Here is a 24,981-nt window from a genome sequence, read left to right on the forward strand (position 1 = left end):
ACGGGGTTTTAGCCGCTGATCTTTTTTGATAAATCAGTTTTGAGCAGCGCAGGTTTTCATTTTAATCCTGCGCTTTTCTTCCCGGAATGTTAATTAGAAAAGCTTACGTCCTTCTTAGTTTTATCCAGCTGCAGTGTTTCCTATCTCTTATCCGACAAAAAAATTGTAAATTTTTTTTAATTTTCTCTTGAAAGTGAAAAAAGCATCCCCATTTGTATTTGTGTTGAATTTAGAGCTTTGTTCGCAAAGCGGGGTGAAAGTCGGGCCCTATGCCGACTTGATTAGAATTTTTTGCGGTTTATAAACCTGCGGAGAAACAAATGAAATTAGTTCCTTTGTATGATCGCGTAATCGTAAGACCTTTTGAAGTCGAGACGAAGTCTGAAGGCGGTATCGTATTAACCGGCAGCGCTACTGAGAAGTCTACTCGCGGTAAAGTTTTGGCTGTAGGCAATGGCCGTATTCTTGATAACGGTTCCATCGCTCCGATGAGCGTTAAGGTCGGTGATACCGTAATTTATAACGAAGGCTACGGTACTAAGAAAGAGCGTATTGACGGCGATGACGTCATCATTCTTTCTGAAAGCGATATTCTTGCTGTTGTTAACGACTAAGATTTTAAGGAAGTATTAGAAAAATGGCCGCTAAAGAAGTATTTTTCGGTAATGATGCCCGTGTTCAGATGTTAGAGGGCGTCAATGTTTTGGCAAATGCCGTTAAAGTAACCTTAGGTCCTAAGGGACGCAACGTAGTTTTGGATAAGAGCTACGGTGCTCCTCTTATCACTAAAGACGGCGTAACCGTTGCAAAAGAGATTGAGCTTGAGGGTAAGTTCCAGAACATGGGTGCTCAGATGGTCAAGGAAGTCGCTTCCAAGGCTAATGATGCAGCCGGTGACGGTACCACTACTGCTACCGTTTTGGCTCAGGCTATCGTAACCGAAGGTCTTAAGTCAGTTGCCGCCGGCATGAATCCGATGGATTTAAAGCGCGGTATCGACAAGGCCGTTAATGTTGCCGTTGAAGAGCTCAAGAAGATTTCCACCGAGTGCTCAGATAAAAAGTCAATTGCACAGGTCGGCACCATTTCTGCAAACTCCGATGCTACCGTCGGCAACCTCATTGCTGATGCTATGGAGAGCGTAGGTCGTGACGGTGTTATCACTGTAGAAGACGGACAGGGCCTTGAAGATCAACTCGACCTCGTTGAAGGTATGCAGTTTGACAGAGGTTACCTCTCTCCGTACTTTATCAACAAGCCTGATACTTCAGCCGTTGAACTTGAGAATCCGTATATTCTCTTGACTGACAAGAAGATTTCCAATATTCGCGATATTCTTCCGATTTTGGAAGGTGTTGCTAAAGCCGGCAAGTCCTTGCTTATCGTTGCAGAGGATGTAGAAAGTGAAGCTTTGGCTACTTTGGTTGTCAACAACATGCGCGGTATCGTTAAAGTTGCTGCTGTTAAGTCCCCTGGCTTTGGTGACCGTCGTAAGGCAATGCTTCAGGATATCGCTATCTTGACCGGCGGTGTTGTAATTTCTTCTGATGTCGGTATGGAACTTGATAAGACCCAGCTTGATGATTTGGGTGTTGCAAAACGCGTTGTTATCACTAAAGATGACACCACCATCATCAACGGTGCCGGTGATGCTAAAGCTATTGAAGATCGTGTTGCTCAGATCCGTAAGCAGATTGAAGAGTCCACCTCTGATTATGATCGCGAGAAGCTGCAGGAGCGTGTTGCCAAGCTTGCAGGCGGCGTAGCCGTTATCAAGGTCGGTGCAGCAACTGAAGTTGAAATGAAAGAGAAGAAAGCACGTGTCGAAGATGCTATGCACGCAACTCGTGCTGCAGTTGAGGAAGGTGTTGTTCCTGGCGGCGGTGTTGCTTTGGTTCGTGTTGCTTCTAAGATTGCCGCTGAGCTTAAAGGTGATAACGAAGATCAGAACGTCGGTGTCAAGGTTGCTTTGCGCGCTATGGAAGCTCCGTTACGTCAGATCGTTGCTAATGCCGGTGAAGAGCCTTCAGTTATCGCTAACCGCGTACGTGAAGGTGAAGGCAACTTCGGTTATAACGCTGCTACCGGTGAGTACGGCGATATGATCGAAATGGGTATTTTGGATCCTACCAAGGTTACCCGTTCTGCATTGCAGTATGCTGCTTCAATTGCCGGTCTCATGATCACTACTGAGTGCATGATTGCCGACGCTCCTAAGAAGGAAGCCGAAGCTCCTGCCGGTGTCGGAATGGGCGGCATGGGCGGAATGGGCGGCATGATGTAATTGAGCCGTAACGCATAATTAAAAAGAGAGCTACCGGAAATGGCGGCTCTTTTTGTTTTTAGGTGGAGAAGAAAATACGTTTTTAGGACAAATCAGTAGATTGACAGGGTGAGTGTAATTCTTTAATTTAACTAAGCGCTAAGTTAAACGGTAATATTTAAAAATATGCAAACAAAAGAATTACAGTTGTTAAATTCCAATCGCTGTTCGTTTTTGGCCGCAGGTTTTGCAGTAGCGGCTTGGGCACCGATGATCCCGTATGTGAAAGAACGTTTTGCACTTGATGAGCATCAGCTTGGTTTGTTGTTATTATGCGTCGGAATCGGCTCTTTTATTTCAATGCCGATAACCGGAGTTTTGGCCGGACGTTTCGGCTGTAAAAAACTCATATATGCCTCCGTATTATTATTGGCTTTTTTGATAGTGGCGATTTCAGTTACGTCAAATTTATATTTGATGGCAGTGATTTTATTGTGTTTCGGTTTTAGTGCCGTAATTGTGGATGTGGTATCCAATATTAATGCTGCATTAGTAGAAAAGGAATTAAAGCGCGGAGTGATGTCGGGATTACACGGTTTGTATAGTGTTGGCGGATTTTGCGGATCGATTATAGTGACGACTTTGTTAAACACGTGGCTTGGCATTGTAGGATCTGCGATTTTTGCTGCGGTTTTTGTAGTGATTTTTACATTTGCCGGAGGAAAGCATCTTTTTTCTTCTGTCGGGCACAACGAAAGCAAAGACAATGCTATTACGTCCAAGAAGTTTATTTTTCCGCATTATCTTGTCATTATTGTAGGTCTGATGTGTTTTGTAATGTTTATGACGGAAGGATCGGTATTGGATTGGTCTGGTGTGTTTTTAAGCAGTGAGCGCGGTGTCGATATATCAATGGCAGGATACGGCTATTCGGCTTTTGCCATCGCTATGACAGTCTGCCGCTTGACCGGCGACAAGATTGTGATGAAAATGGGGCGCAGGCGCGTTTTGCTGTTAGGTGCTTTATGTATTTTCAGCGGCTATTGCGTGGTTGTTTATTGCCCTATGGCGATAGCATCTTTATGCGGTTTTGCTCTTATCGGAGTCGGGGCATCCAACATTGTTCCGCAGTTGATTTCTTATATAGCTTCCCGCAAAGAAATGCCGATGCATCTGTCTGTAACTTGGGTTAATGCTATAGGATTTGCCGGAATTTTGTGCGGACCGGCGCTTATCGGTTTTTTAGCTAAAGTTATTTCACTTGAATACACTTTTTTATGCTTGGCCTGTGCGGTAGTAGCGGTCGGTTTGGGGAGCTTTTATCTGTTGGCGCCCAAAAGAGCAGACTGACTTGCGCATTTTTACATTTTAAAATGTGCTAAAATTTTCTGACCTAACCCTAGGTACTTAAGACGGAGATTTTTATGTTCACATTAAATCGAAGTCTGACCGTGCTGAAGTCAGCCAGAACCTGTTTTTTTCTTTTAGGTTTTGCAATAGCCGCCTGGGCCCCGTTAGTGCCGTATATTCAAAAAGATCTTTCCCTTTCCAAAGTTGAATTGAGTTTAATGATATTGACCATGGGATTAGGGTCAATTATCGGGATGCTTACTGCAACTTTTATCGTCAAAGTTAAAGGAACGCGTTTTGCCGTTTTTGTTTCAGGAACGGTTTTATGTCTTGCTCTTATAGCGGTAGCGGCGAGATTTAATTTTTTTTTGCAGTTTTTCTGTGTCCTTGTTTACGGATTTGCCATGGGCTGTATGGAGGTGGCGGTAAATCTTTACGGAAGCTTTCTCGAGAAAAAGTTTAAAGCTCCTCTTTTATCCGGATTCCACGGTTTTTACTCAATAGGGCAGATTTTTGCCGTCTTGATTATTTCTTTGTTTTTGACTGTAAATTTTTCTCCTCTGTATGCGACTGCAATTCCCTCCTTGGTCGTACTCGGAACTTTAATTTTGGCAAGTTTTGCCTTAGACAGTGAAAAAATAGTTTCAGATGAACCTTTTTTTGTTTTGCCTAAAGGCTTTGTCATTATGTTGGCGCTGATAGCCTTAAGTGCGCTTACTGCAGAAGGAGCAATGATTGATTGGACCGGTTTACTGCTTATAGAAAAAGAGGCGGCGGATCCGCAAACAGCAGCAAGCGGATATTTAACTGTAGTAGTTTTCATGGCTGTAGGGCGCTTTTCAGGAAGCATGGTTTTAAAGCATGTCGGGGCTTTTTTAACTTTGCTTATAAGCGTGATTATTGCCGCGGCAGCTTTGATGCTTGTGTCTTTAAATAAAGATCCTGCCGTTATTTATGCAGCATTGGCAGCTCTTGGTTTGTCGCTTGCCAATATATTACCGCTTGCCGTGTCTTATGCCGGGCGCCAGAAATATATGCCGCAAACGGCAGCTGTTGCTGCGGTATCAACCTGCGGCTATGCGGCAATCACGTTCGGCCCCGCGTTAATCGGATCTATCGGGACCTTGTTTTCCTTAAGTGGGGCGTTTGCCGTAATGGGAATTTGGCTTCTATTGCTTGCAGCCGGTATTTTTTTAGCTAAGAAGGCTTTTAATTAATTTTAATCATATTGGAGAAAGACGGCAAAGCATCAGACTTTACCGCTTTTTAACTGTTTAAAATTTTTGAATTTTTTTACGAGTAGATAATTTTTTGTCTGTATCAATAAGACTTATTTAAATAAACAAATTAAAAATTAATAAATTAATTTTGTGAAACTACTCACATCAAAACTTTGTTTTTGTCTTTATTCTACACGTGTAGAATAAATATTACGGAGTTTGCTATGAGCGAAAACAACATCCACACCCAGGCTGCCGAAGCCAACTTCCAAACGGAAGAGGGAAAAAAGGATTTTTGGCGAGCCACTATCTCTTGTTGGCTAGGAACCACTATGGAATATACGGACTTTGCTCTGTATGGATTGGCCGCAGGTATCATTTTCGGTGAAGTATTTTTCCCTGAATCAACACCGGTTATGGCTTTGCTGCAAAGCTTTGCCGCTTTTTCCGTAGGTTTTATTGCGCGTCCTATCGGAGCTATAGTCTTCGGCATGCTCGGTGATAAAATGGGCCGCAAGTTTGTCATGGTTATTACCATTTCCCTGATGGGACTTGCCACTACATGTATCGGACTTATTCCAAGCTATGAAAAAATCGGCGCATGGTCTGCCGCTTTGCTGGTTTTGATGCGCTTTATGCAAGGTCTCGGTGCCGGTGCCGAATTATCAGGCGGAGCCGTTATGTTAGGCGAGTATGCTCCAGTAAAAAGACGCGGTGTAGTTTCATCAATTATCGGATTAGGATCAAACAGCGGCACTCTCTTGGCCTCTGCAGTTTGGCTTTTGGTATTGCAGCTTGATCATGATGATTTGATGAGCTGGGGCTGGCGTATTCCGTTTTTGGGATCTATCTTAATTGCTTATATCGCTCTTTTAATCAGAAAGCATATGCGTGAGACACCTGTTTTTGAAAAACAGAAAAAGCAGCTTGAAAAAATGCGCAAAGAAGCCTTTGAAAAAGGTGTGGAACTGCAGAAGAAAGACAAGCGTTCCTTCTTTGCAAGAACCAAGGCTTTTTGGGTTATGGTCGGATTGCGCATAGGAGAGAACGGACCGTCTTATCTGGCTCAAGGATTTATCATCGGTTATGTTGTGAGCTTCTTAAGCGTTGACAAGTCGGTAGCCACCATGTCGGTATTTGTAGCATCGGTACTGGGATTTTTTATCATTCCGTTCTCCGGCTGGTTATCCGATAAATTCGGGCGCCGCATTACCTATCGCTGGTTCTGCATCTTGCTGGTTTTGTGGGCGTTCCCTGCTTTTATGCTGCTTGATACCAAGGAGCCGTGGATTGTAGGACCCGTTATCGTAATTGGTATGGGACTTGCCTCTTTAGGAATTTTCGGTGTTCAGGCTGCCTGGGGTGTAGAACTATTCGGCGTAACCAACCGCTACACCAAGATGGCGTTTGCCAAAGAGCTCGGATCTATCATGTCAGGCGGAACCGCTCCGATGATTGCCTCTGCCCTTTTATCGTACTACGGACATTGGTGGCCGATTGCAACTTACTTTGCAGTATGCGCTTTCATCGGTCTGGTAAGCACGTTCATTGCTCCTGAAACGCGAGGACGTGATCTTAATCTGCCGGAAGATGCCCTGTAATTAGGTACAATGGCTACATCATAAGGAAAGACTATGCAGAATTTTAATAAAAAAGTTACCCGTAATGATGTAGCTAAATTAGCCGGTACCTCAAGTGCGGTAGTAAGTTATGTAATTAATAACGGACCTAAGCCGGTATCGGAAAAAACCAGAAGGAAAGTGCTTGAGGCGATAAAAATTACGGGTTATCAGCCTAATAATATCGCAAGAGCACTGGTAAGCGGTAAATCACGCTGTTTAGGACTTATCATTCCTAATATTTCAAATCCGTTTATTGCCTCGCTTGCTCACGCTATTGAAGGAGAGGCAATTGATCGCGGTTTTGTCATTTTGCTTGGTGACAGTGATGATCGTGAAGATAAGGAGCTTGATTTGCTCAAGTTCTTTTTGCAGCGTCAGGTTGACGGCATTATCTATAATGCGATAAAAGATCCTTATCTTGATTTACTTTCTTCAAGCAATACGCCGTTTGTGCTGTTAAATCATATGGCAAGCCTTACCCCCGGACTGCGGGTGGTTAAAATCAATGAATATCAGGCATCTTTTGATGTGGTCAAAATGATGATCGCTAAGGGATATAGGAAAATAGCGATTATCTGCGGCCCTAAGTCCATGCATAATACGCAGGAGCGTATCCGCGGTTGGAAGAGCGCTTTGATATCTCACGGCTTAAACCCCGATCCCGCTCTGATTTTTTATTCTGACTATACGAGAAATGACGGATATTTTGCGGCTCTTGATTTAATTATGAATGCACAATACGACAGCGTTTTTACTACCAATGAAATGCAGGCATTCGGTGCTTTACGGGCGTTTAAGGAAAGAGGAATTAAAGTTCCTGATGACATCGGAATGGCTACTTTTAATGCAACCGAGCTGTCCGAATTTGTCGTACCGTCTTTTGCTGCCATGTTTCAGCCGGTTAAGCTGGTTGCCCAGCATGTGCTTAATATGGTACTGAATCATGAAGTAACGGACAGTGTCTACAATGTTCCTTATATCGTAAAGGACGGAATGTCGCTTAGAGATCACTAATTATATACGGATACAAAATGCGAAAAATAATTGTCGACTGTGATATCGGCAACGGTATTGCCGGAGCAAATGTTGATGACGGGTTAGCCTTAGCTTTAGCTTTGGCAAGTCCTGAAATTGAAGTGAAAGCTGTTACGACTGTAAGCGGTAATGTTTTAAATTTTAAGGCGTGTCTTGTGGCAAGGCACTTTTTACAGGAGTCTGGATATGATGTGCCCGTTTATTGCGGCTCTTTCAGGGCATTAAAAGAGCCGACCCAAAAGTGGCGCGAACGGCTTGATCACGGAGTGGAGAAACAAGGACTTAAATATTTATGGCAGGATACGGAGGAAAATTTTTCTTTAGCCGATACCGGCATGGACAGCAATGCCGTAGAGAAAATGGCGCAGATTATTAACGACAATCCTCACGAAATAACGATAATCGCTATAGGCCCTTTGACTAATGTTGCGGCTTTGTTTAATCAATATCCTGAAGTAGTGAATAAAATTCAGGAGATTGTGCTGATGGGCGGCTGCTTTAATGTCAAAAATTATTTAAAAGATACGAATTTCGGTTTGGATCCGGAAGCTGCAGCCGTAGTGTTGGAAAGTTCCGTTCCCTGCACGATGGCTCCTTTTGATACGACCTCTACCACTTTGATGAAGCAAGAAGATCTTGAGGAAATAGGGAATATTAAAAATTCATTATGCCAGTATCTGTATAAGACAACCAAACCTTGGCTTGCGTATTCAAAGAAAACGCGCGGCATTGACGGCTGCTGGGTGCATGATGTTTTGACCGTTGCGTATTTAATCGATGAATCATTATTTTGCTTTAAAGATCACTTTGTTAATATTGAGCTTGAAGGGGCGTTTCGCGGCAAAACCTATATTGCCGATATCGGATTTTTGAAAAACGCCGATGAAATACAGCCTAAATCATCCCGTAAAGTGAAAATCATGACGGCAGTTGATAACCAAAGGCTGCTGTCTCTTATGAAGCAGAGACTTAATTTCTAGTAAAAAGTTAGAAGAATATGTAAAGGCGCCGGGTGATTTTGTTCATGGCGCCTTTATTTTTAATGGACTGTGTGAATTTTTTAAAGATTTTTTCTAGCTTATTAAATATTTTTTCTGTAGTAGCTGACGGTTTGTTAAAATATACGGATCGTGAGATTTTCTTACTCCTTTCAACATAATTTTCTTAGCGAGAAATAGTATCTATGGATATTTTACGCGGTTCTTCAGCTCTTTCCGGATATAAGGTCGAGAAGCTTTTAGAGGCAGTGGCTAAAACCGGAATCGAAGTTGCTTCCATTTGTACCCGTTTTATTCACCTTGTTGATGTTGATGCACCTTTAAGCGACGACAAAAAAGTCGTTTTGAATAAAATTTTAACTTACGGTCCTGTTGATGAAGAACATTCTGAAGCAGGTGACTTATTTTTCGTGATCCCTAGAATCGGTACTATTTCTCCATGGGCATCAAAAGCTACCGATATTGCGCATAATTGCGGTTTGACTGAAATTCATCGTATTGAACGCGGTATTGCATATTGGTTTAAGAAAAAGGACGGTACGTCATTAAATGCAGATGAACGTAAAGCAATTATTCCGCTTATTCATGATCGCATGATGCAGACCGTACTTGACAGTTTTGATGCCGGTGCTGCTTTATTTGAAAAGCAATCTCCCAAGCCTTTTACCACAGTCCCGCTTACTACCGGCGGTAAAGAAGCTTTAAAGAAAGCAAATGTTGAGCTCGGTTTGGCTTTAAATGATGAGGAAATGGACTATCTTTTAAATTCTTTTAAAGATTTAGGCCGTGATCCTACCGATATTGAGCTTTACATGTTTGCTCAGATGAACTCCGAGCACTGCCGTCATAAGGTATTTAATGCCTCATGGGAAATTGACGGCAAGAAAGAAGATTTATCTTTATTCCAGATGATACGTAATACTTATAACACTCATAATGATTACGTACTTTCTGCCTACCGCGATAATGCTGCGGTTATGGAAGGTTCAAAAGCCGGACGTTTCTACCCTGACAGAGACACTTTAGAGTGGAACTATCATCAGGAAGATATGCCGATTCTTATGAAGGTCGAAACTCATAATCATCCGACAGCAATTTCTCCTTTCCCCGGAGCTGCTACCGGTTCAGGAGGTGAAATCCGTGATGAAGGAGCTACCGGCGTAGGCTCTAAGCCTAAGGGCGGTTTGTGCGGTTTTACCGTATCGAATTTAAAGATCCCCGGTGCGATTCAGCCGTGGGAGCATGATTTCGGTAAGCCTAATCGTTTGGCTTCAGCTCTTGATATTATGATTGAAGGACCATTAGGAGCAGCTTCATTTAACAATGAGTTCGGACGTCCTAATCTTTGCGGCTACTTTAGAACTTATGAAGAGGAAGTCGTAAGCTTTGCCGGAAAGGAGATCCGCGGCTACCATAAGCCGATTATGCTGGCAGGCGGTTGGGGTAATATCCGCCGTGAGCACATTCAAAAAGATCATATTGAGCCCGGCGCTAAATTAATCGTTTTAGGCGGTCCGGCCATGGATATCGGACTTGGCGGTGGTGCCGCATCCTCCATGAACTCAGGACAGTCGTCAGAGGATTTGGATTTTGCCTCAGTTCAGCGCGGCAACCCTGAAATGCAGCGCCGTTGTCAGGAAGTAATTGATGCCTGCTGGCAGCTCGGATCTGAAAATCCGATTATGTTTATTCATGACGTAGGCGCGGGCGGTTTATCAAACGCAATGCCTGAGCTTGTCTCTGACGGCGGTGTCGGCGGTCATTTCGATCTGCGCAAAATCCCCAATGACGAACCGGGCATGAGCCCGCTGCAGATTTGGTGTAATGAGTCTCAAGAGCGTTATGTTTTAGCCGTTTCACCTGAGAAATTCCCGGTATTTGAAGCTTTCTGTAAACGTGAGCGTGCACAGTTTGCCGTAATCGGCGAAGCAACGAAAGAGCGTCGTGTGGTACTTGAAGATCCGTATTTCGGTAATCGTCCTATTGATTTGCCTCTTGACGTATTGCTCGGTAAGCCTCCGCGCATGAATAAGGTTGTAAAGAGTGCCAAAGCTGATTCTCCCGAGTTTAAAGACGAAGGCATAAGCCCGATTGATGCAGCTGAAAGAATTCTGCGTCTGCCGACCGTTGCCGAGAAGACTTTCCTTATTACTATCGGTGACCGTTCTGTTACCGGTATGGTTGCCCGCGATCAGATGGTAGGTCCGTGGCAGGTTCCTGTGGCCGACGTCGCCGTAACCGCAGCTTCATATGACAGCTATCACGGTGAAGCCGCCTCCATGGGTGAGCGTACTCCGGTTGCTCTGCTTGATCAGGCTGCATCAGTACGTTTGGCTATTGCCGAGGCAATTACCAATATTGCTCCTGCCATGATCGGCGATATGGATAGAATCAAATTGTCCGCAAACTGGATGGCTGCAAACGGACACCCGGGAGAGGACGCCGGTCTTTATGAAGCCGTTAAGACTTTAGGTATGGAAGTATGCCCTGAGCTTTCAATTACCGTACCGGTAGGCAAAGATTCCATGTCCATGAAGACCACTTGGGAGGAAAATGGCGAGAAACGTACCGTTACCGCTCCGATGTCCCTCATTATTTCGGCCTTTGCCCGTTGCGAAGATATTCGCAAAACTTTAACTCCGCAGCTTAGAACCGATAAGGGCGATACAGTTCTTATTTATGTCGATTTAGGTGAAAGACAGAACCGTCTTGGCGGTTCTTGCCTTGCTCAGGTTTATCGTCAGCTCGGCAGCAAGCCTGCCAACCTTGATAATCCTATTCGCTTGAAAGGATTGTTTGATGCCGTCCAGTTCTTAAACAGCAAGAACATGATCTTGGCTTATCACGATATTTCAGACGGCGGTTTGTTTGTAACCGTCGCTGAAATGTGTTTTGCCGGCCACACCGGTGTTACCGTACGTATGGATGAGTTAGGACAAAATGATTTAGGCGTCTTGTTTGCCGAAGAGCCCGGTGCGGTGATTCAGGTTCCTGCCGAGCTTGAAGAGCAGGTGCTTAATATCTTGTCAGGTCACGGATTATCTAATTGTTCATTTGTTATCGGAACTCTGCGCGATGACGATCGCATCGTCTTTACGCGTGAAGGTCAGGATGTCATCAATGAGACCCGTACTCATTTCAGAACTGCATGGGCTGAAACTACCTATCATATGCAGTCATTGCGTGACAATCCTGCTTGCGCCAAGTCCGAGTATGACGCTAAATTTGATGAAAAAGATCCGGGCTTGTTTGCCGATCTTACTTTTGATACTAAAGAAGATATCGCAGCTCCTTACATCGTCGGATCAACTGCTCCTAAAATTGCTATCCTTCGTGAGGAAGGCGTTAACTCTCAGGGCGAAATGGCGGCAGCATTTGACCGCGCCGGCTTTAACTGCGTTGACGTACACATGACCGATATTTTAAGCGGCAAAGTTTCCTTAAAGGACTTCAAGGGCTTTGCAGCTTGCGGCGGTTTCTCTTACGGTGACGTATTAGGTGCCGGCGAAGGATGGGCTAAGTCAATTCTCTTTAATTCAAGAGCAAGCGAGGAGTTCGGTAACTTCTTTAACCGTAAAGATACTTTTGCTTTAGGTGTCTGCAACGGCTGTCAGATGATGTCTACTTTGCGTGATTTAATTCCCGGAGCTGAGGATTGGCCGCGTTTTGTAACTAATCTTTCCGAGCGCTTTGAAGCCCGTTTTGTTGAGGTTGAGATTCAAAAGAGCCCGTCAATTTTCTTTGACGGCATGGCCGGCTCTAAGATGCCTATTGTGGTATCTCATGGTGAAGGTCGCGCCGAATTTAAGGACGCAGCTCACTTGGAGCGTTTTGAGAAATCAGGATTGGTAGCAGTTCGCTATATCGATCATTACGGTAAGGTTACTGAGGAATATCCGTTAAATCCTAACGGATCGCCTAACGGTATCACTTCCGTAACTACACCGGACGGTCGCTTTACTATCTTGATGCCGCATCCTGAGCGTGTAATGCGTACGGTATCAAATTCTTGGCATCCTGAAGATTGGGGTGAAGACAGCGCTTGGTGCCGCATTTTCAGAAATGCTCGTAAGTTTGTAGGTTAATTTTTAATTAGCCTTCATTAAGGAAGACTCGGGATGTCAAAAGCACCCCGAGTTTTTGTCCCGACTTTAGCGCATTTTAGTTGTAATTTTCTTGTTTCTTCTATATCTATCAACGGATTAGAAGAGATTATTGCCTTTTGTAGGTAACTTTTATTGCATCGCCAAGGTAAATTTAAGCTTACGGCGGATAGTGGAAGCGGTATCCAGACTGTTAAGCAGCTCTAAACCGCAAGCCCTCAGAATTTCATCACATAACTCCTTAAGCGTCACATTTTCACCGTCAGCGTGTTTTACTGCAGCTGACAGGACATCAATATTGCTGCAGCCGTACAGATTATTGTTCGCTTTTTTAAGTCCTTTAAGATGGGATATCTTCATGGACTCAAGCGCTGCAACAGCTTCTGCAGCGGATATGTCCAAACCTTTATCGTGCAGCGTCTATTGTTATGAGTTTTGCTGTGTGCTGTAAAAGTATTTAAATTAAAAAAATCGTCAGTCGCAACTGACGATAAATCTAATTGATTTTAAAGATAAAAAATAAGTCAGTTGCAACTGACTTTTTCTTACGGGAAAAACAGCTTATAAAGCTCCCATCACTTTATGCGGTAAATAATGAGCTTCAAGTGCTTTAATATCTTCATCCGTTAATGAAATATCCAAAGCTTTAACTGCATCATCATATTGGCTTATCTTGGTACTGCCGATAATAGGGGCGGTTACACCTTTGGCATAATGCCAGGCAAGAGCGATTTGCGCCATGGTAGCATTATATTTTTCTGCAATTTCCTTAACTGAGAGAGCAATGAGCTTGTCGGAATCTTCGGTACTGTCGTATTTGGCTTTTGCTGTAGTATCGCTTTGTGAGCGTAAGCTTGAGCTTTCCCAGTCAGGTCGAGCGACACGTCCTGCAGCAAGCGGGCTGTAAGGAGTTAGTGAAACATTCATTTGCTTACAGATAGGAATGAGTTCGCGTTCATCTTCACGGTAAAGCAGGTTGTAGTGATTTTGCATTGAAACAAATTGCGTCAAGTTGTTGTCTTTAGCGCATTGCTGCATGTTATAGAATTGATATCCGTACATGGCTGAAGCCCCCAATGCTCTAACTTTTCCGGCTTTAACCAAGGAGTCTAAAGCTGCCATGGTTTCTTCAATCGGGGTGGTTTTATCAAAACGATGAATTATGTAAAGATCAAGATAATCCATGTTAAGACGCTTTAGCGTACCGTCGATTTCTCTAGAGATAGCCTCTTTACTAAGATGGCCTTCGTTAAAATAGACTTTAGAGGCGACTACGACCTTATCACGCGGAACAGAGGCGAGAGCTTTGCCTAAAAATTCTTCTGAAGTACCGTGCGCATAGCAGTTTGCCGTGTCAAAAAAGTTTATACCCAGATCAATGGCATGATCGATAATGCGTTTACTTTCCTCATAGGGTAAAGTCCACATATGAAAATCTTTAAAGCGCTCGCCAAAGCTCATGCATCCGACACATAGCGCTGAAATTTTTATATCGGTCGAACCGAGATTTTTATACAGCATTGTTATTCCTTATCCTTTGAATATCAAAATGTAAAAAAAGTTTGTAAAAGTTATAGCTTAAAAGTGCAAAAAGAATGCCGATACTGAAATTATCTACAATATAAAGCCAAACCGATCTTTCATCGTCAAAAAATGAGAAACTTTGATTAAAGGTTATCTTGTCTATAAATTCGTAAGAGAAAATAAGAGGCAGTGCGTTTAAGGCGATGAAATAAAGAGCACAGATAATTGCAATTTTACTTTTGTGTCCAAGGCTTTCGCTGATTAAAGCAAAGAAACGATCAAAATAAAAACCTGCATGCATAGAAGCAAAGATTAAGAACAGGTAAACTGATCCGGTATGCAGTTGATGATAAACGCGTCCTGATCCCAAATCTACAGCTGAAAATAGATATCTTGATATACCGATACCGCTTATGATAACTACGCAAAAACTTACTGCAACCAATACAAGCAGAGTGTTTTTATAAATGGAGGTAAAGCTTTTTTGTTCTTTATAGTGAAAATAGTCGCGAAGAATATAAATATGGAAAAGCACAATACAAAATAATGCTGTACCTATGATTTCATGCAATAAAAGCGGGAAAGAACGCGGTACTAACAGCAGCGAACTTGAACCTAAAAGCAGTACATACATTATGATTTTAATTAAAAAAGATTTGAAAGCTTTCATTTACGTATTCCGTAAATTTATATAAAGGTTTTTGATATTGGTAAATTTATAAAATATGCCTTTCAATAATATTAGCTTTGGGGTTGTTCGGAAAAGATAAATTCTATATCTTCTTTGTCAAAATGTAGTCAATGTTCAGCCTTTTGCAAAATACTATTTTTTTATTGAAGGTTATGCTTTGAGAGTATTTTTAACAGTAATGACTTTCAAATCGTAAAATTTTCAATCGCTATATAAAAGCAAAGGCCGACATAAAGTCGACCTTTAAATACACAATCTAGAGACCGTTAAAAAAGCAAATGCTTTTTAACAAAACTAGACTAAACAAGCAGTCATGTCTTATTAAGACACAAGTGCGTGATTAGTAAAGCCTTGTACGGCGCGCATTTTCGCGGGCCATCTTCTTGGCGTGGCGCTTGATTGCAGAAGCTTTAGCGCGCTTACGCACGGTAGTAGGCTTCTCGTAGAATTCGCGGGCTCTTACGTCGGCCAAAATACCGGCTTTTTCGCAGGAGCGCTTGAAACGTCTCAAGGCAACGTCGAACGGCTCGTTTTCACGTACTTTAATGACTGGCATGTGGAAAACCACCTCACTTATAAAATGACGAAGCCGGGCTATAAACAAACTCCGGCTGGTTATAAACGTGCGAATTATACATAAAAACTAACTTTTAGTAAATGATTATTACAGCTGTTTTCTGATAATGTCGTAATAATTACATAATAATGTAACTTGATGTTCATGAAAACTTCTTTAAATAAGTAAATATCATTTTATTTATTAAATTCCCCAAAAGAAATCTTGCAGGCTATAGAAAATAGGGATGCTCTTTTGACCAGCGAACTTGTTCTAAAAGTTATTTTTCGTGCAATAGAACTTATCAACAAAGGAAATTAACTTGTAATTTTGATTTTAAAATTATAAAAATTAAAATATCTCTTAAGTTCAAGCATTTTTGTTAAAATGAACAATGTTGTGTGTTTTTTTATGAAGTTTTGATTAATGCGTATTTTAGGAATTGAAAGTTCTTGTGATGAGACCGGCGTGGCCGTTTTTGATGATGAAAAAGGTCTTGTAGGTCATGTCCTGCATACTCAGATTGCCATGCACGCCGAATACGGCGGGGTGGTTCCGGAACTTGCAAGCCGCGATCACATAAAAAGAGTTGTTCCTTTAGTAAGAGAAGTTTTAGCACAATCTGAAACTTCCATGCATGATCTTTGTGCCGTCGCTTATACGGCAGGACCCGGATTAATCGGAGCTTTATTGGTAGGCGCAACGGAAGCAAGAGCTCTTGCTTATGCTTTAAATATTCCGGCAGTTCCGGTGCATCATATGGAAGGTCATTTGCTTGCACCGATGCTTGAGGATCCTGCCCCGACTTTTCCTTTTGTCGCTTTACTTATTTCCGGCGGACACACTATGCTCATTAAAGTTGAAAAACCGGGATCTTATGAGCTTTTAGGTCAGTCGGTTGATGATGCGGCAGGTGAGGCCTTTGATAAAACAGCAAAGCTCTTAGGTATTCCGTATCCCGGGGGCCCCGGTCTTGAAAAGTTGGCCCAAACCGGCAACAGCAAAGCCTATCATTTCCCAAGGCCGATGCTGGATAGGCCTAATTGTGATTTCAGTTTTGCCGGACTTAAAACGGCGGTTTTAAACGCCGTACATGCAAGTACTGATTTAGAAAAGCAAAAGGCTGATATTGCGCGCTGCTTTACTGATGCCGTTGCCGATACTTTACGGCATAAATGTGAAAGAGCTTTAAACCTTACGGGGCTTAATACTTTGGTTGTAGCCGGAGGCGTCAGCGCCAACACTGCCATACGCTCTTTATTATCTGAATTAATGGAAAGCCGCGGCGGAAAGGCATTTTTTGCCCGTCGCGAATTTTGTACCGATAACGGAGCAATGATTGCTCTTGCCGGAATGATGCGATTTAAAGCAGGGCAAATCGGAACTCTCGGAGTAGACGTTTTTCCGCGTTGGCCGCTTGATTCCTTAAAGGCTTTATAATGGATAAAATTTTTATAAACGGCCTTAAGGTTTCCTGTATTATCGGAATTTTGCCTGATGAGCGTGTTCATGAACAACCTCTTATTATGGATGTTTGTATGGAGCATTCGCTAAAACAGGCAGGTGAAAAAGGCGATCTTAATTTGAGCATTAATTATGCAAGGGTCGCTTCTTTTTGTCTTGATTTTGCAAAGGAGCGAAAAGCTTTTTTGCTTGAAGAACTTGCTGAAGAACTTTGTTCAAAAATTTTGCAGGAGTTTAATCCGTCTTCAGTGACTTTAAGATTATCAAAGCCGAAAGCAGTTAAAGAAGCTCTAGGCGTAGGTATAGAGATTACCAGATGTAATAGAGGAAGATAAGATGACTACTAAAGTTTACTTGGGTGTAGGTTCGAATTTAAATCGTGATAACGCTTTGCGTTTTGCTAAAAAAGAGCTTTCTGCTTTGTTTTCAAACGTAAAGTGTTCCTCTGTCTGGGAAAGCCGTCCAGTTCGTGAGGCCGAGCCTGATTACTATAATATTGTAATCGGCGGAGATTGTGATTTGTCTCTTGATGATTTGGTCGCCAAGCTTGCCGAGATTGAATTATCAGCAGGAAAAGAAATGATGTTTCATAACGGAACTAATTTCGGCATTAAGCGTCGATTGGATGTGGATGTTTTGGTCTATGGCGATTTAGTAACTACCGAGCCGTGTAAACTTCCGCGCCATGATATTCAGGATTATCCTTTCGTATTATGTCCGCTGTGTGAGATCGATCCTGATTTTATTCATCCGCTTTTAAAGGTGCGAGTTTCCGAGTTGTGGCAAGAAATGGAGCCTCGTTTGCCTGAAAAAATGAAGGTTAATAAAGTTGATTTTGACTGGGAAGTACCGGCTCCTTCCTGGACTAAGGAATAATTGTGACCTTAACTCAAATTTTTGTCTTAGCTTTTCTTCAAGGCATCACTGAGTTTTTACCGGTTTCGTCAAGTGCACATCTTATTTTTCCAAGTCAAATCCTAGGCTGGCCCGATCAGGGCCTGGCCTTTGACGTGGCTGTGCATATCGGAACGCTGCTTGCAGTAATCATTTATTATTTTGCAGATTTGGTAAAAATTACTTTTGCAGTACTTAGATCTTTAGTTGAAAGGAAGAATACCCCGGAAAGCAGAATCGGCTGGTTTATTGTCATTGCAACTATTCCTGCAGGGCTATGCGGTTTCCTTTTTGAATCTCAAATTTCATCTGTAGCAAGATCTATTCATGTTATAGCTTATACCACAATAGGGTTCGGCTTGTTGTTAGGTCTTGCCTCTTATATTAATCGCAAGTTCTGCTGGAACAATGTGGTTAATATGGACGAGCGTTCAGATTCGTTAAGAAAAATGACCTTAACTCAGGCTGTGATTATCGGATTTGTTCAGGCTTTGGCTTTAATTCCCGGAACGTCTCGCTCCGGTATTACTCTTACTGCAGGATTGTTTTTAGGCATGCGCCCTGAATCTGCGGCACGTTTTAGTTTCCTTTTGTCTATTCCGGTTATTTTAGCCTCGGGTCTTCTTGAGGGAATTAAGATCGTTCAATATCCTGAGTTAAATGCTGCTCCGCTTGAGATTTTTGTCGGCGTGTTTATTTCTTTTATCACTGCGCTTATCGTAATTCATTGCTTCCTGAAATTTATTTCAAAGTCAGGAATGGCTGTTTTCGTTATTTATCGTCTGTTGCTTGGATCTTTGCTTTTGTACCTCATCCATTGATAGTCATAAGGCGGCATTTTCCGCCTTATGGCTTACAGTAAGTTTAATCTTTAAACTCAGAAATCGGAGGCATTTCATTAAGGCTGTCGTCAATTTCACCTTGCGGCAGCATTTTCATAAATTCCTTGACTAAGGCAACGCGTTTTTCGTGCATCTTTATACCGATATCTTTACCGGTACAGCCTTGGGAAATAAATTCACCTGCTTTAACAGAAAGACAGAGACTGAAGATAGCAAGGAAGTAATCCGCACGCGGAAAAGGGCGGTTTTCAAATCCTTTTCTTCCTAAAAAGTCGCATTTACAGCATTGTACGAAAGGTTTTATGCGCTGCGGTCTGCGCCATGCATCAAGTTCATCAAGTAAATTAACGATGCCCTCTGCGCCGTTGCGATAAAGATGATGCATATATGAGTGGTGAAACACTACGATATAGGCGAGCTCTTCATAATCTTTAGGTACTTTTAACCTTTTGCATAATTGTTTTAGCGGCTCCACTCCTAAAGCACAGTGATTATGATGGTGCGGCCACTCATTTTTAGGAGTCAAAGCTTTGCCTAAATCATGGCATAGCATGGCAAAGCGGGTTTTAGGATCGGATGTTTCAAGGCTTATGCGCCTTAACGTCATAAAAGTGTGAATTCCCGAATCGATTTCGGGGTGCCAGCGTTTAGGTCCGGGAACTCCGAAAAGAGCGTCTACTTCAGGAAAAATTATTTTCAAGGCGCCGATTTTTCTTAAAATAATAAAGAAGATTTGAGGATCGGACGTGTTAAGCGCCTTTTGGGTTTCTATCCAGATGCGTTCAGGCGTAAGGCTTGACAGTTCGCCAGATTCCGTAATCTCTTTCATAAGAGAAATAGTTTCATCGGCGATGTAAAAACCTAAATAATGGAGTTTGGCGGCAAAACGCGCGACACGCAGTACTCTTAAAGGATCTTCGATAAAAGAAGGGGAAACATGACGTAAAATTCTATTGTTTAAATCATTTTGCCCACCGTAAGGATCGATTATTTTTCCGTTTTTATCCATGGCCATCGCATTGATAGTCAGGTCGCGGCGCTGCAGATCTTCTTCAAGGGTTACGTCTTTATCAAAGGAACAAACAAACCCCGTATAACCGTGTCCTTGCTTCTTTTCAGTACGGGCAAGAGCGTATTCTTCTCCGGTTTTAGGGTGGATAAAAACCGGAAAGTCATTGCCTACTTGGGTAAATCCCAAATCGAGCATTTCTTGAGGAGTAGAACCTACGACTACGTGATCGCGATCTGCTCCGTCAATTTTTAATAATTGATCACGAATTGCTCCGCCGACTAAATACTCTTGCATTAGGATCCTTATTAATAACGATCACGTCTGCGCTTTAAACGCGGACGGGGAATAAAAATGAAAATTGCACCTAAAATCGCACCGCCTAATGCGATCATAGCACCTTGCATCCACCAACGCATCTGCATATCCAAATCTTTGGTCTCAAGGCTCTCGGCATAACTGCGTCGCTGTTCGTCAAGTTGTTGAATCGTTGCATCTTTTTGTAAAATAGCCTCTTTCATGCCGGCGTTTTCTTTTTCAAGACGTTCAAGACGCTTTTGGGCGGTTTGGTAATTGCGCGAAAGTTCGTTATCGTAGTTTTCAAGCTTATAAGTAAGTTCTTTTACCTGTTTTTGCAGATCTTCCGTGTAAGTATAGCCGCAAGGCTCTACCTGCAGGGTGTCGGATTGCATCCAGAATTCCTTTCCGTCTTCACTTTTCACTTTGTAAAACTTGCCGCGCTCTTCAAGGAAGGTGAGTTTATCGCCGATACGTACCGAGCCGTTGATGCGATAGCGGGAGCTGGGGCCGCTTCTGGTCCAGATACGATTATGATCGGATACGTAAATCGTCTCTCCCTGAGTGGGCACTTGTGCGGCATTATCGGACTCTGCGGCAAAGGCAGAATTTAAAAAACATAGTAAGGCAAAGATAAATGTAAAAGCGGTTTTTGATTTAAACACGGTAATTCCTTTTTATTTACTCTCTGCTTTAGCAGGAGTTTTTAGCACTTATGCAAAACTTATCGGTTTTGTTCGGTAATGTCATTGACGAAAGCATTTTTAATTAAGATAAACCCGGATGCTTATAAAGTGTTTACTGCTCCGCACTTAATGAATGCTTTGTTCCGCAACAGTGCTTTAACTTATGTAACATATTAGATAATCATATCATTTTTTGGCATTTTCCCAAGATTTTTCATCAGCAAAAATGCTGAATTTTCATGCACTTTACAAGAATTTAACATTTTTTAAAGTGCGCAAGGATTATCTGTTTGTTATTATGTTGCAAATATTTTTTAAAGGACGATTATATGAACGGTAAGGAAATAGAACTTAAATTCGGGGTTATCGGAGTTTGTACTAATTTAAGAAAGATTCTGCAGAGTATCGGAAAGGTAGAAAATGAGCATGTCGATAATCTGACCAATATCTATTTTGATACCAATAAACGTGATTTTTACGAGATGCAGGCAGGTTTGCGCATTCGTAAAGCCAATGAGTATACGGAACAGACTTTAAAAATTCGCGGATCCAATATTGCCGGCGTGCATGTACGAAATGAATATAATGTTCGTATTGATGACAATGCTAAAAAACCTGATTTGTCTTTATTTCCGCTTGATGCTTTCCCTGACGGCACGGATATTGCTCAACTGCAGAAAAAACTGCGCAAAGATTGTGAACTTGACTTTACCCGCCACAGTTATGATTTCAGATACGGAGAAGCCTTGTTTGAAGTAAGTTATGATCGCGGCGGAATATTATATGAGGGCGGCAAATATCCTATTAATGAGCTTGAGGTTGAGTTAAAAGAAGCATCTTTGTCTGAAGAAGAGCTGCTTGATGCCTTTTTAAATTTGGTAAAAGCATTGGATGAAAAGGGCGTAGCTATGACTTTAGAGCCCTTTTCTAAGATGCATAAGGCTGCCGTTTTGCTGCGTAACGAGCGCAATATGATAAGACTTCCCGATTCGGGACCGCATAATGTAAGCGATTTTCTTATCGGCCTCATCATTATGTTTGAAAAGATGATTGGTCTTTTGATGGTAAAGCAAAATCCTGCGGTGTTAGGCTATATAAGCTATACCTTAAAAGCAATTAATAAAGCTTTAAAAGAATTAAAGCGTGAGCTTAAAATGGCTTTCCCGTCAGAGCAAATCAAGCCGTTATTAAAAGAAATAAAAGACTTGCGCGCCATCTTAATGCGTATGTATAAATATATGCATGCACTTGAAGGTGAGTTCTTAAATGTGGCATTTGCTATAGATGAACATGAAATTGCGTCTACTGTCGAAGTTTTACGCGCTAAAATCGGTAAAACTAAACTTTATATGCTGCCTTTGCGCATCAGAGTTTTGCTCAATAAGATAGCTGCCGCCTACGAAAAATGATTGAGCGGCGCTAAGGAAGAATAATGCCGTACTCAATTGTTCCGAATAAAGATAATCTTCCCGACTTGCCGGAGGTTTTGCAAAAAGAAGCCTCCATTTATACCGATCGTTTGAAAAAGCGTCTTGACGCTGAGGATTTTGCTAAGTTATGCGAGCAAAAAGATTTAAATTATGTCCTCGGCATGTCGGACTTTATTGCTAAAACTTTAATTCAATTTCCTAAGCCGTGTCTTGAGCTTATAGCAAAAGGGGCAATCGAAAGCGACAGCTTTTCTTTAAATCGGGAAGAAGCCGTTAAGGCGGCAATAGTTTCCGGAGTTTCCGATATTGAGCTTAAAAAACGACTGCGTATTCTGCGCCGCAGCTCAATGGTGCCGATTGCTTGGCGTGATCTTACCGGAAGGGCGGATATTGAGGAAATCTTTACATCTTTATCAAATCTTGCGGAAGCTATCGTTTTGCAGACAGTTAGGGTTGTAAGAGCATCTTTATCTAATGTTTTCGGCAATGCTTTTGATAAAGACGGTAAAGAGATGCCGCTTTTAATTTTCGGTATGGGCAAGCTCGGCGGAGGAGAGCTTAATTTTTCTTCAGATTTGGATTTGATTTTTTCCTATCCTTATGACGGGCAGACGGTGGGCGGCAGCCGTGTTATTTCCCATCAGGAATTTTTTGCCAAAATAGTACAGCGCGTATCAAATTTGTTATCCGATACTACGGTTGACGGTTTTTGCTATCGCGTTGATTTACGCTTGCGTCCGTTCGGTGATGCCGGTCCTTTGGTACATAGTTTTGACGCTCTTTCTGTTTATTATGAAACGCAAGGACGTACCTGGGAGCGCTATGCTCTGGTTAAAGCCAAACTTTTAGGAACAAAAGACGACTGGGGCGATTACGGCGGTGAACTTATAGAGATGCTTCGCCCTTTTGTATATCGCCGCTATCTTGATTTCGGCGCTATCGAATCATTGCGCAAACTTAAACATATGATAGAAGCAGAAGTAAGGCGCCGAAACTTAAACGGTAATTTCAAGTTGGGATCCGGAGGAATACGCGAAGTTGAGTTTATAGCTCAAGTCTTTGAGTTAATGCGCGGAGGACGCATTCCTGAATTATCCGAACGTTCATTGCGCGTTACTTTAAGAAAGCTTGATAAATTGCAGCTTCTGCCAAGTGATGTTTGCAAGCGGCTTGATGAGAATTATATTTATTTAAGACGTCTTGAGAATTCTATTCAGGAATTTGCCGATCAGCAGATCCAAAGCTTGCCGCAGAATCTTCGTGATGAGGAGCGCTGCCGCATTGCTATGAATAAGGCAAGTTTTGCCGAACTTAAAGCAGAGCTGCAGGCTGTTATGGATGAAGTTCATGAAGAATTCTGTAAGGTAATTCGTGATGAGCCTGATGCGGATCATTCCGTAGATCGCGACAGTGCCGAACTTTGGGAGTCGACTTTATCGCTTGATGAGATGGCAGAGGTGCTTGAGCCTTTGATGAAAGATCCTAAAAAAGCTCTTGACTATGCTAAATCAGTTGATGAACTAAGAAGATTGCTTGTAAGACTGCCGATGGGACCGGTGGGCCGTAAGACCTTGGTTTATTTAATGCCGTTTTTGATTAAGGAAATAGCGGCAGATGATGACCCTCCGGCTTTGTTTAAAAAAGTAGGTCTTTTAATAGAAAAGGTGGCATTACGTACTACTTATCTGCAGCTTTTAAGTGAAAATCATCAAGCCTGCTTAAGACTTATATCTTTGTTAAAAGATAATGCCTTTGCCGGATCTCTTATTTCGGCGCATCCTATTTTGCTTGATGAATTAATCGCTCCGCATTATTTAAATGCACCGCCTAAGCCTGATGAATATATGGCGATGCTGCGAGAAAAATTGCTGCGTATTGATCCTGATGATTTAGAAGATCAGATGGAAGAATTGCGTTTGTTCAAAAAAATAATGGTGCTGCGCATTGCCATGTCCGATAGGGCGGAAAGCTTGCCGTTAATGAAAATAAGCGATTCTTTGACCTGGCTTGCCGAGGCTTTGATTCGTGAAATTTCGATTCTTGCGTGGAATCAGACTGTTAAACGTTTCGGTACGCCTCCCGGGAGAAGTGCTGCCGATCCGGGATTTGCCATTATCGGTTACGGTAAATTAGGTGGAATCGAGCTCGGTTATAAATCAGATCTTGATATGGTGTTTATCCGCGATATTGACGATTCAATGACCGAAGGCGATCACAGCGTACCTTGTTCTATGTTCTATCAGCGTTTGGTACAAAGACTTTTGCATTTGTCTACAACGCGAATGTCCGGCGGTGTCCTTTATGATTTGGATATGCGCTTGCGCCCTGACGGAGATTCGGGCATGCTTGTTACTGATACTGCAGCATTTGAGGCATATCAGGAAAAGAGGGCTTGGACATGGGAGCATCAGGCTCTGGTAAGAGCAAGACCTATAGCCGGTTCGCATAAAGTCATGGATCGCTTTGAGGATATCAGAAGTAAAGTACTGCGCATGCCGCGCGATGATGAAAAGTTAAAACAAGATGTTTTTGCCATGCGCTGTAAGATGCGCGATCATCTTGATAGAAGCGGTAAGACTCTTTTTGATCTGAAGCAAGGACGCGGCGGTATGGTTGATATTGAATTTATTGCGCAATATCTTCTGCTTCGCGAAGCTCCCAAGCATCCTGACATGGTTTTATGGTCGGATAACGTGCGTATTCTTGATGAGTGTTCTCGACTTAATATTTTATCAAAAGCAGATGTTACGACTTTAAAAGATGCCTATATTGCAATTCGCGGCTATTATCATCGCGTGTCTTTAGCCGATTTGCCGCGAATCGTGGCAATTGAGGATAAACCTAAAGAATGTGCTGATGTTGAAAGAATTTGGCGTAAGCTTTTTGCTAAAGAGGAAGAGGATTTAAGCGCCGGTATCAAGATCGATATCAAGCATCAAATTCTAAAATAGAAGAGGCGGGGCAAACCCGCCTTTAAAGTTTTTTGCTTGCAGCTTA

20 protein-coding genes are annotated in these 24,981 nt (G+C 42.4%); 14 read left to right on the forward strand and 6 right to left on the reverse strand.

Translation table 11 applies throughout. The features are described 5' to 3' along the window. The first annotated feature begins 320 nt into the window (after positions 1-320). From HMPREF9444_RS00880 to purL, 8 genes are all read left to right on the forward strand, one after another. Positions 321-614: a co-chaperone GroES gene (locus HMPREF9444_RS00880; protein WP_009142416.1), complete on the forward strand. Its 294-nt coding sequence runs from the start codon at positions 321-323 to the stop codon at positions 612-614. Positions 615-637: 23 nt separating this feature from the next. Then, positions 638-2,284 (forward strand): chaperonin GroEL, encoded by a 1,647-nt coding sequence (gene groL / locus HMPREF9444_RS00885; protein WP_009142417.1) that lies wholly within the window; start codon positions 638-640, stop codon positions 2,282-2,284. Between the two features lie 165 nt (positions 2,285-2,449). Next, positions 2,450-3,613, forward strand: coding sequence for an MFS transporter (locus HMPREF9444_RS00890; RefSeq protein WP_009142418.1), 1,164 nt, complete (start codon positions 2,450-2,452; stop codon positions 3,611-3,613). A gap of 74 nt (positions 3,614-3,687) precedes the next feature. After that, positions 3,688-4,830 (forward strand): MFS transporter, encoded by a 1,143-nt coding sequence (locus tag HMPREF9444_RS00895; RefSeq protein ID WP_009142419.1) that lies wholly within the window; start codon positions 3,688-3,690, stop codon positions 4,828-4,830. Positions 4,831-5,057: 227 nt separating this feature from the next. Then, entirely contained in the window at positions 5,058-6,434 is a 1,377-nt protein-coding gene (locus tag HMPREF9444_RS00900) for an MFS transporter (protein WP_009142420.1), read from the forward strand. A 33-nt stretch (positions 6,435-6,467) separates the two neighbouring features. After that, positions 6,468-7,469, forward strand: a complete 1,002-nt coding sequence (locus tag HMPREF9444_RS00905; RefSeq protein ID WP_009142421.1) for a LacI family DNA-binding transcriptional regulator — start codon at positions 6,468-6,470, stop codon at positions 7,467-7,469. Positions 7,470-7,486: 17 nt separating this feature from the next. After that, positions 7,487-8,470: a nucleoside hydrolase gene (locus tag HMPREF9444_RS00910; RefSeq protein ID WP_009142422.1), complete on the forward strand. Its 984-nt coding sequence runs from the start codon at positions 7,487-7,489 to the stop codon at positions 8,468-8,470. 203 nt (positions 8,471-8,673) lie between these two features. Continuing rightward, positions 8,674-12,573, forward strand: coding sequence for a phosphoribosylformylglycinamidine synthase (gene purL, locus HMPREF9444_RS00915; protein WP_009142424.1), 3,900 nt, complete (start codon positions 8,674-8,676; stop codon positions 12,571-12,573). 150 nt (positions 12,574-12,723) lie between these two features. Here purL and HMPREF9444_RS00920 read toward each other — a convergent pair whose 3' ends face one another. The 4 genes from HMPREF9444_RS00920 to rpsU form a co-directional block, all read right to left on the reverse strand. Further along, positions 12,724-12,993, reverse strand: a complete 270-nt coding sequence (locus HMPREF9444_RS00920) for a hypothetical protein (RefSeq protein ID WP_009142425.1) — start codon at positions 12,991-12,993, stop codon at positions 12,724-12,726. Between the two features lie 159 nt (positions 12,994-13,152). After that, positions 13,153-14,112, reverse strand: a complete 960-nt coding sequence (locus HMPREF9444_RS00925) for an aldo/keto reductase (protein WP_009142426.1) — start codon at positions 14,110-14,112, stop codon at positions 13,153-13,155. Next, a complete protein-coding gene (locus HMPREF9444_RS00930; protein WP_009142427.1) occupies positions 14,102-14,785 on the reverse strand; it encodes a DUF4405 domain-containing protein in 684 nt (227 codons plus the stop codon). Before HMPREF9444_RS00930 ends, HMPREF9444_RS00925 begins: the two co-directional genes overlap by 11 nt. Positions 14,786-15,146: 361 nt before the next feature. Beyond that, positions 15,147-15,362 (reverse strand): 30S ribosomal protein S21, encoded by a 216-nt coding sequence (rpsU, locus tag HMPREF9444_RS00935; protein ID WP_009142428.1) that lies wholly within the window; start codon positions 15,360-15,362, stop codon positions 15,147-15,149. A gap of 426 nt (positions 15,363-15,788) precedes the next feature. Here rpsU and tsaD point away from each other — a divergent pair, with 426 nt between their 5' ends. From tsaD to HMPREF9444_RS00955, 4 genes are read left to right on the forward strand one after another with little or no spacing between them, the layout of a single operon-like run. Next, positions 15,789-16,802 (forward strand): tRNA (adenosine(37)-N6)-threonylcarbamoyltransferase complex transferase subunit TsaD, encoded by a 1,014-nt coding sequence (gene tsaD / locus HMPREF9444_RS00940; RefSeq protein ID WP_009142429.1) that lies wholly within the window; start codon positions 15,789-15,791, stop codon positions 16,800-16,802. After that, positions 16,802-17,161 carry a dihydroneopterin aldolase gene (folB, locus tag HMPREF9444_RS00945; RefSeq protein ID WP_009142430.1) on the forward strand — a complete coding sequence of 120 codons (360 nt, stop codon included), beginning with the start codon at positions 16,802-16,804 and terminating at the stop codon, positions 17,159-17,161. The genes tsaD and folB overlap by 1 nt, the downstream gene beginning before the upstream one ends. Before the next feature lies 1 nt (position 17,162). Then, positions 17,163-17,702 (forward strand): 2-amino-4-hydroxy-6-hydroxymethyldihydropteridine diphosphokinase, encoded by a 540-nt coding sequence (gene folK, locus HMPREF9444_RS00950; protein WP_009142431.1) that lies wholly within the window; start codon positions 17,163-17,165, stop codon positions 17,700-17,702. Between the two features lie 2 nt (positions 17,703-17,704). Further along, complete coding sequence (locus HMPREF9444_RS00955; protein WP_009142432.1) at positions 17,705-18,541, forward strand: undecaprenyl-diphosphate phosphatase; 837 nt, start codon at positions 17,705-17,707, stop codon at positions 18,539-18,541. 43 nt (positions 18,542-18,584) lie between these two features. On the opposite strand, the gene HMPREF9444_RS00960 is transcribed toward HMPREF9444_RS00955, so the two are convergent. Then, positions 18,585-19,868 carry a multifunctional CCA addition/repair protein gene (locus HMPREF9444_RS00960; RefSeq protein WP_009142433.1) on the reverse strand — a complete coding sequence of 428 codons (1,284 nt, stop codon included), beginning with the start codon at positions 19,866-19,868 and terminating at the stop codon, positions 18,585-18,587. 11 nt (positions 19,869-19,879) lie between these two features. Beyond that, positions 19,880-20,533, reverse strand: a complete 654-nt coding sequence (locus HMPREF9444_RS00965) for a TIGR04211 family SH3 domain-containing protein (RefSeq protein ID WP_009142434.1) — start codon at positions 20,531-20,533, stop codon at positions 19,880-19,882. A 350-nt stretch (positions 20,534-20,883) separates the two neighbouring features. On the opposite strand from HMPREF9444_RS00965, the gene HMPREF9444_RS10405 reads away from it, so the two are divergent. Next, positions 20,884-21,963, forward strand: a complete 1,080-nt coding sequence (locus HMPREF9444_RS10405) for a CYTH domain-containing protein (RefSeq protein ID WP_009142437.1) — start codon at positions 20,884-20,886, stop codon at positions 21,961-21,963. Between the two features lie 23 nt (positions 21,964-21,986). Further along, a complete protein-coding gene (gene glnE, locus HMPREF9444_RS00975) occupies positions 21,987-24,935 on the forward strand; it encodes a bifunctional [glutamate--ammonia ligase]-adenylyl-L-tyrosine phosphorylase/[glutamate--ammonia-ligase] adenylyltransferase (protein ID WP_009142438.1) in 2,949 nt (982 codons plus the stop codon). The last annotated feature ends 46 nt before the right edge of the window (positions 24,936-24,981 follow it).

It is taken from the genome of Succinatimonas hippei YIT 12066 (assembly GCF_000188195.1).
GTDB lineage: Bacteria > Pseudomonadota > Gammaproteobacteria > Enterobacterales > Succinivibrionaceae > Succinatimonas > Succinatimonas hippei.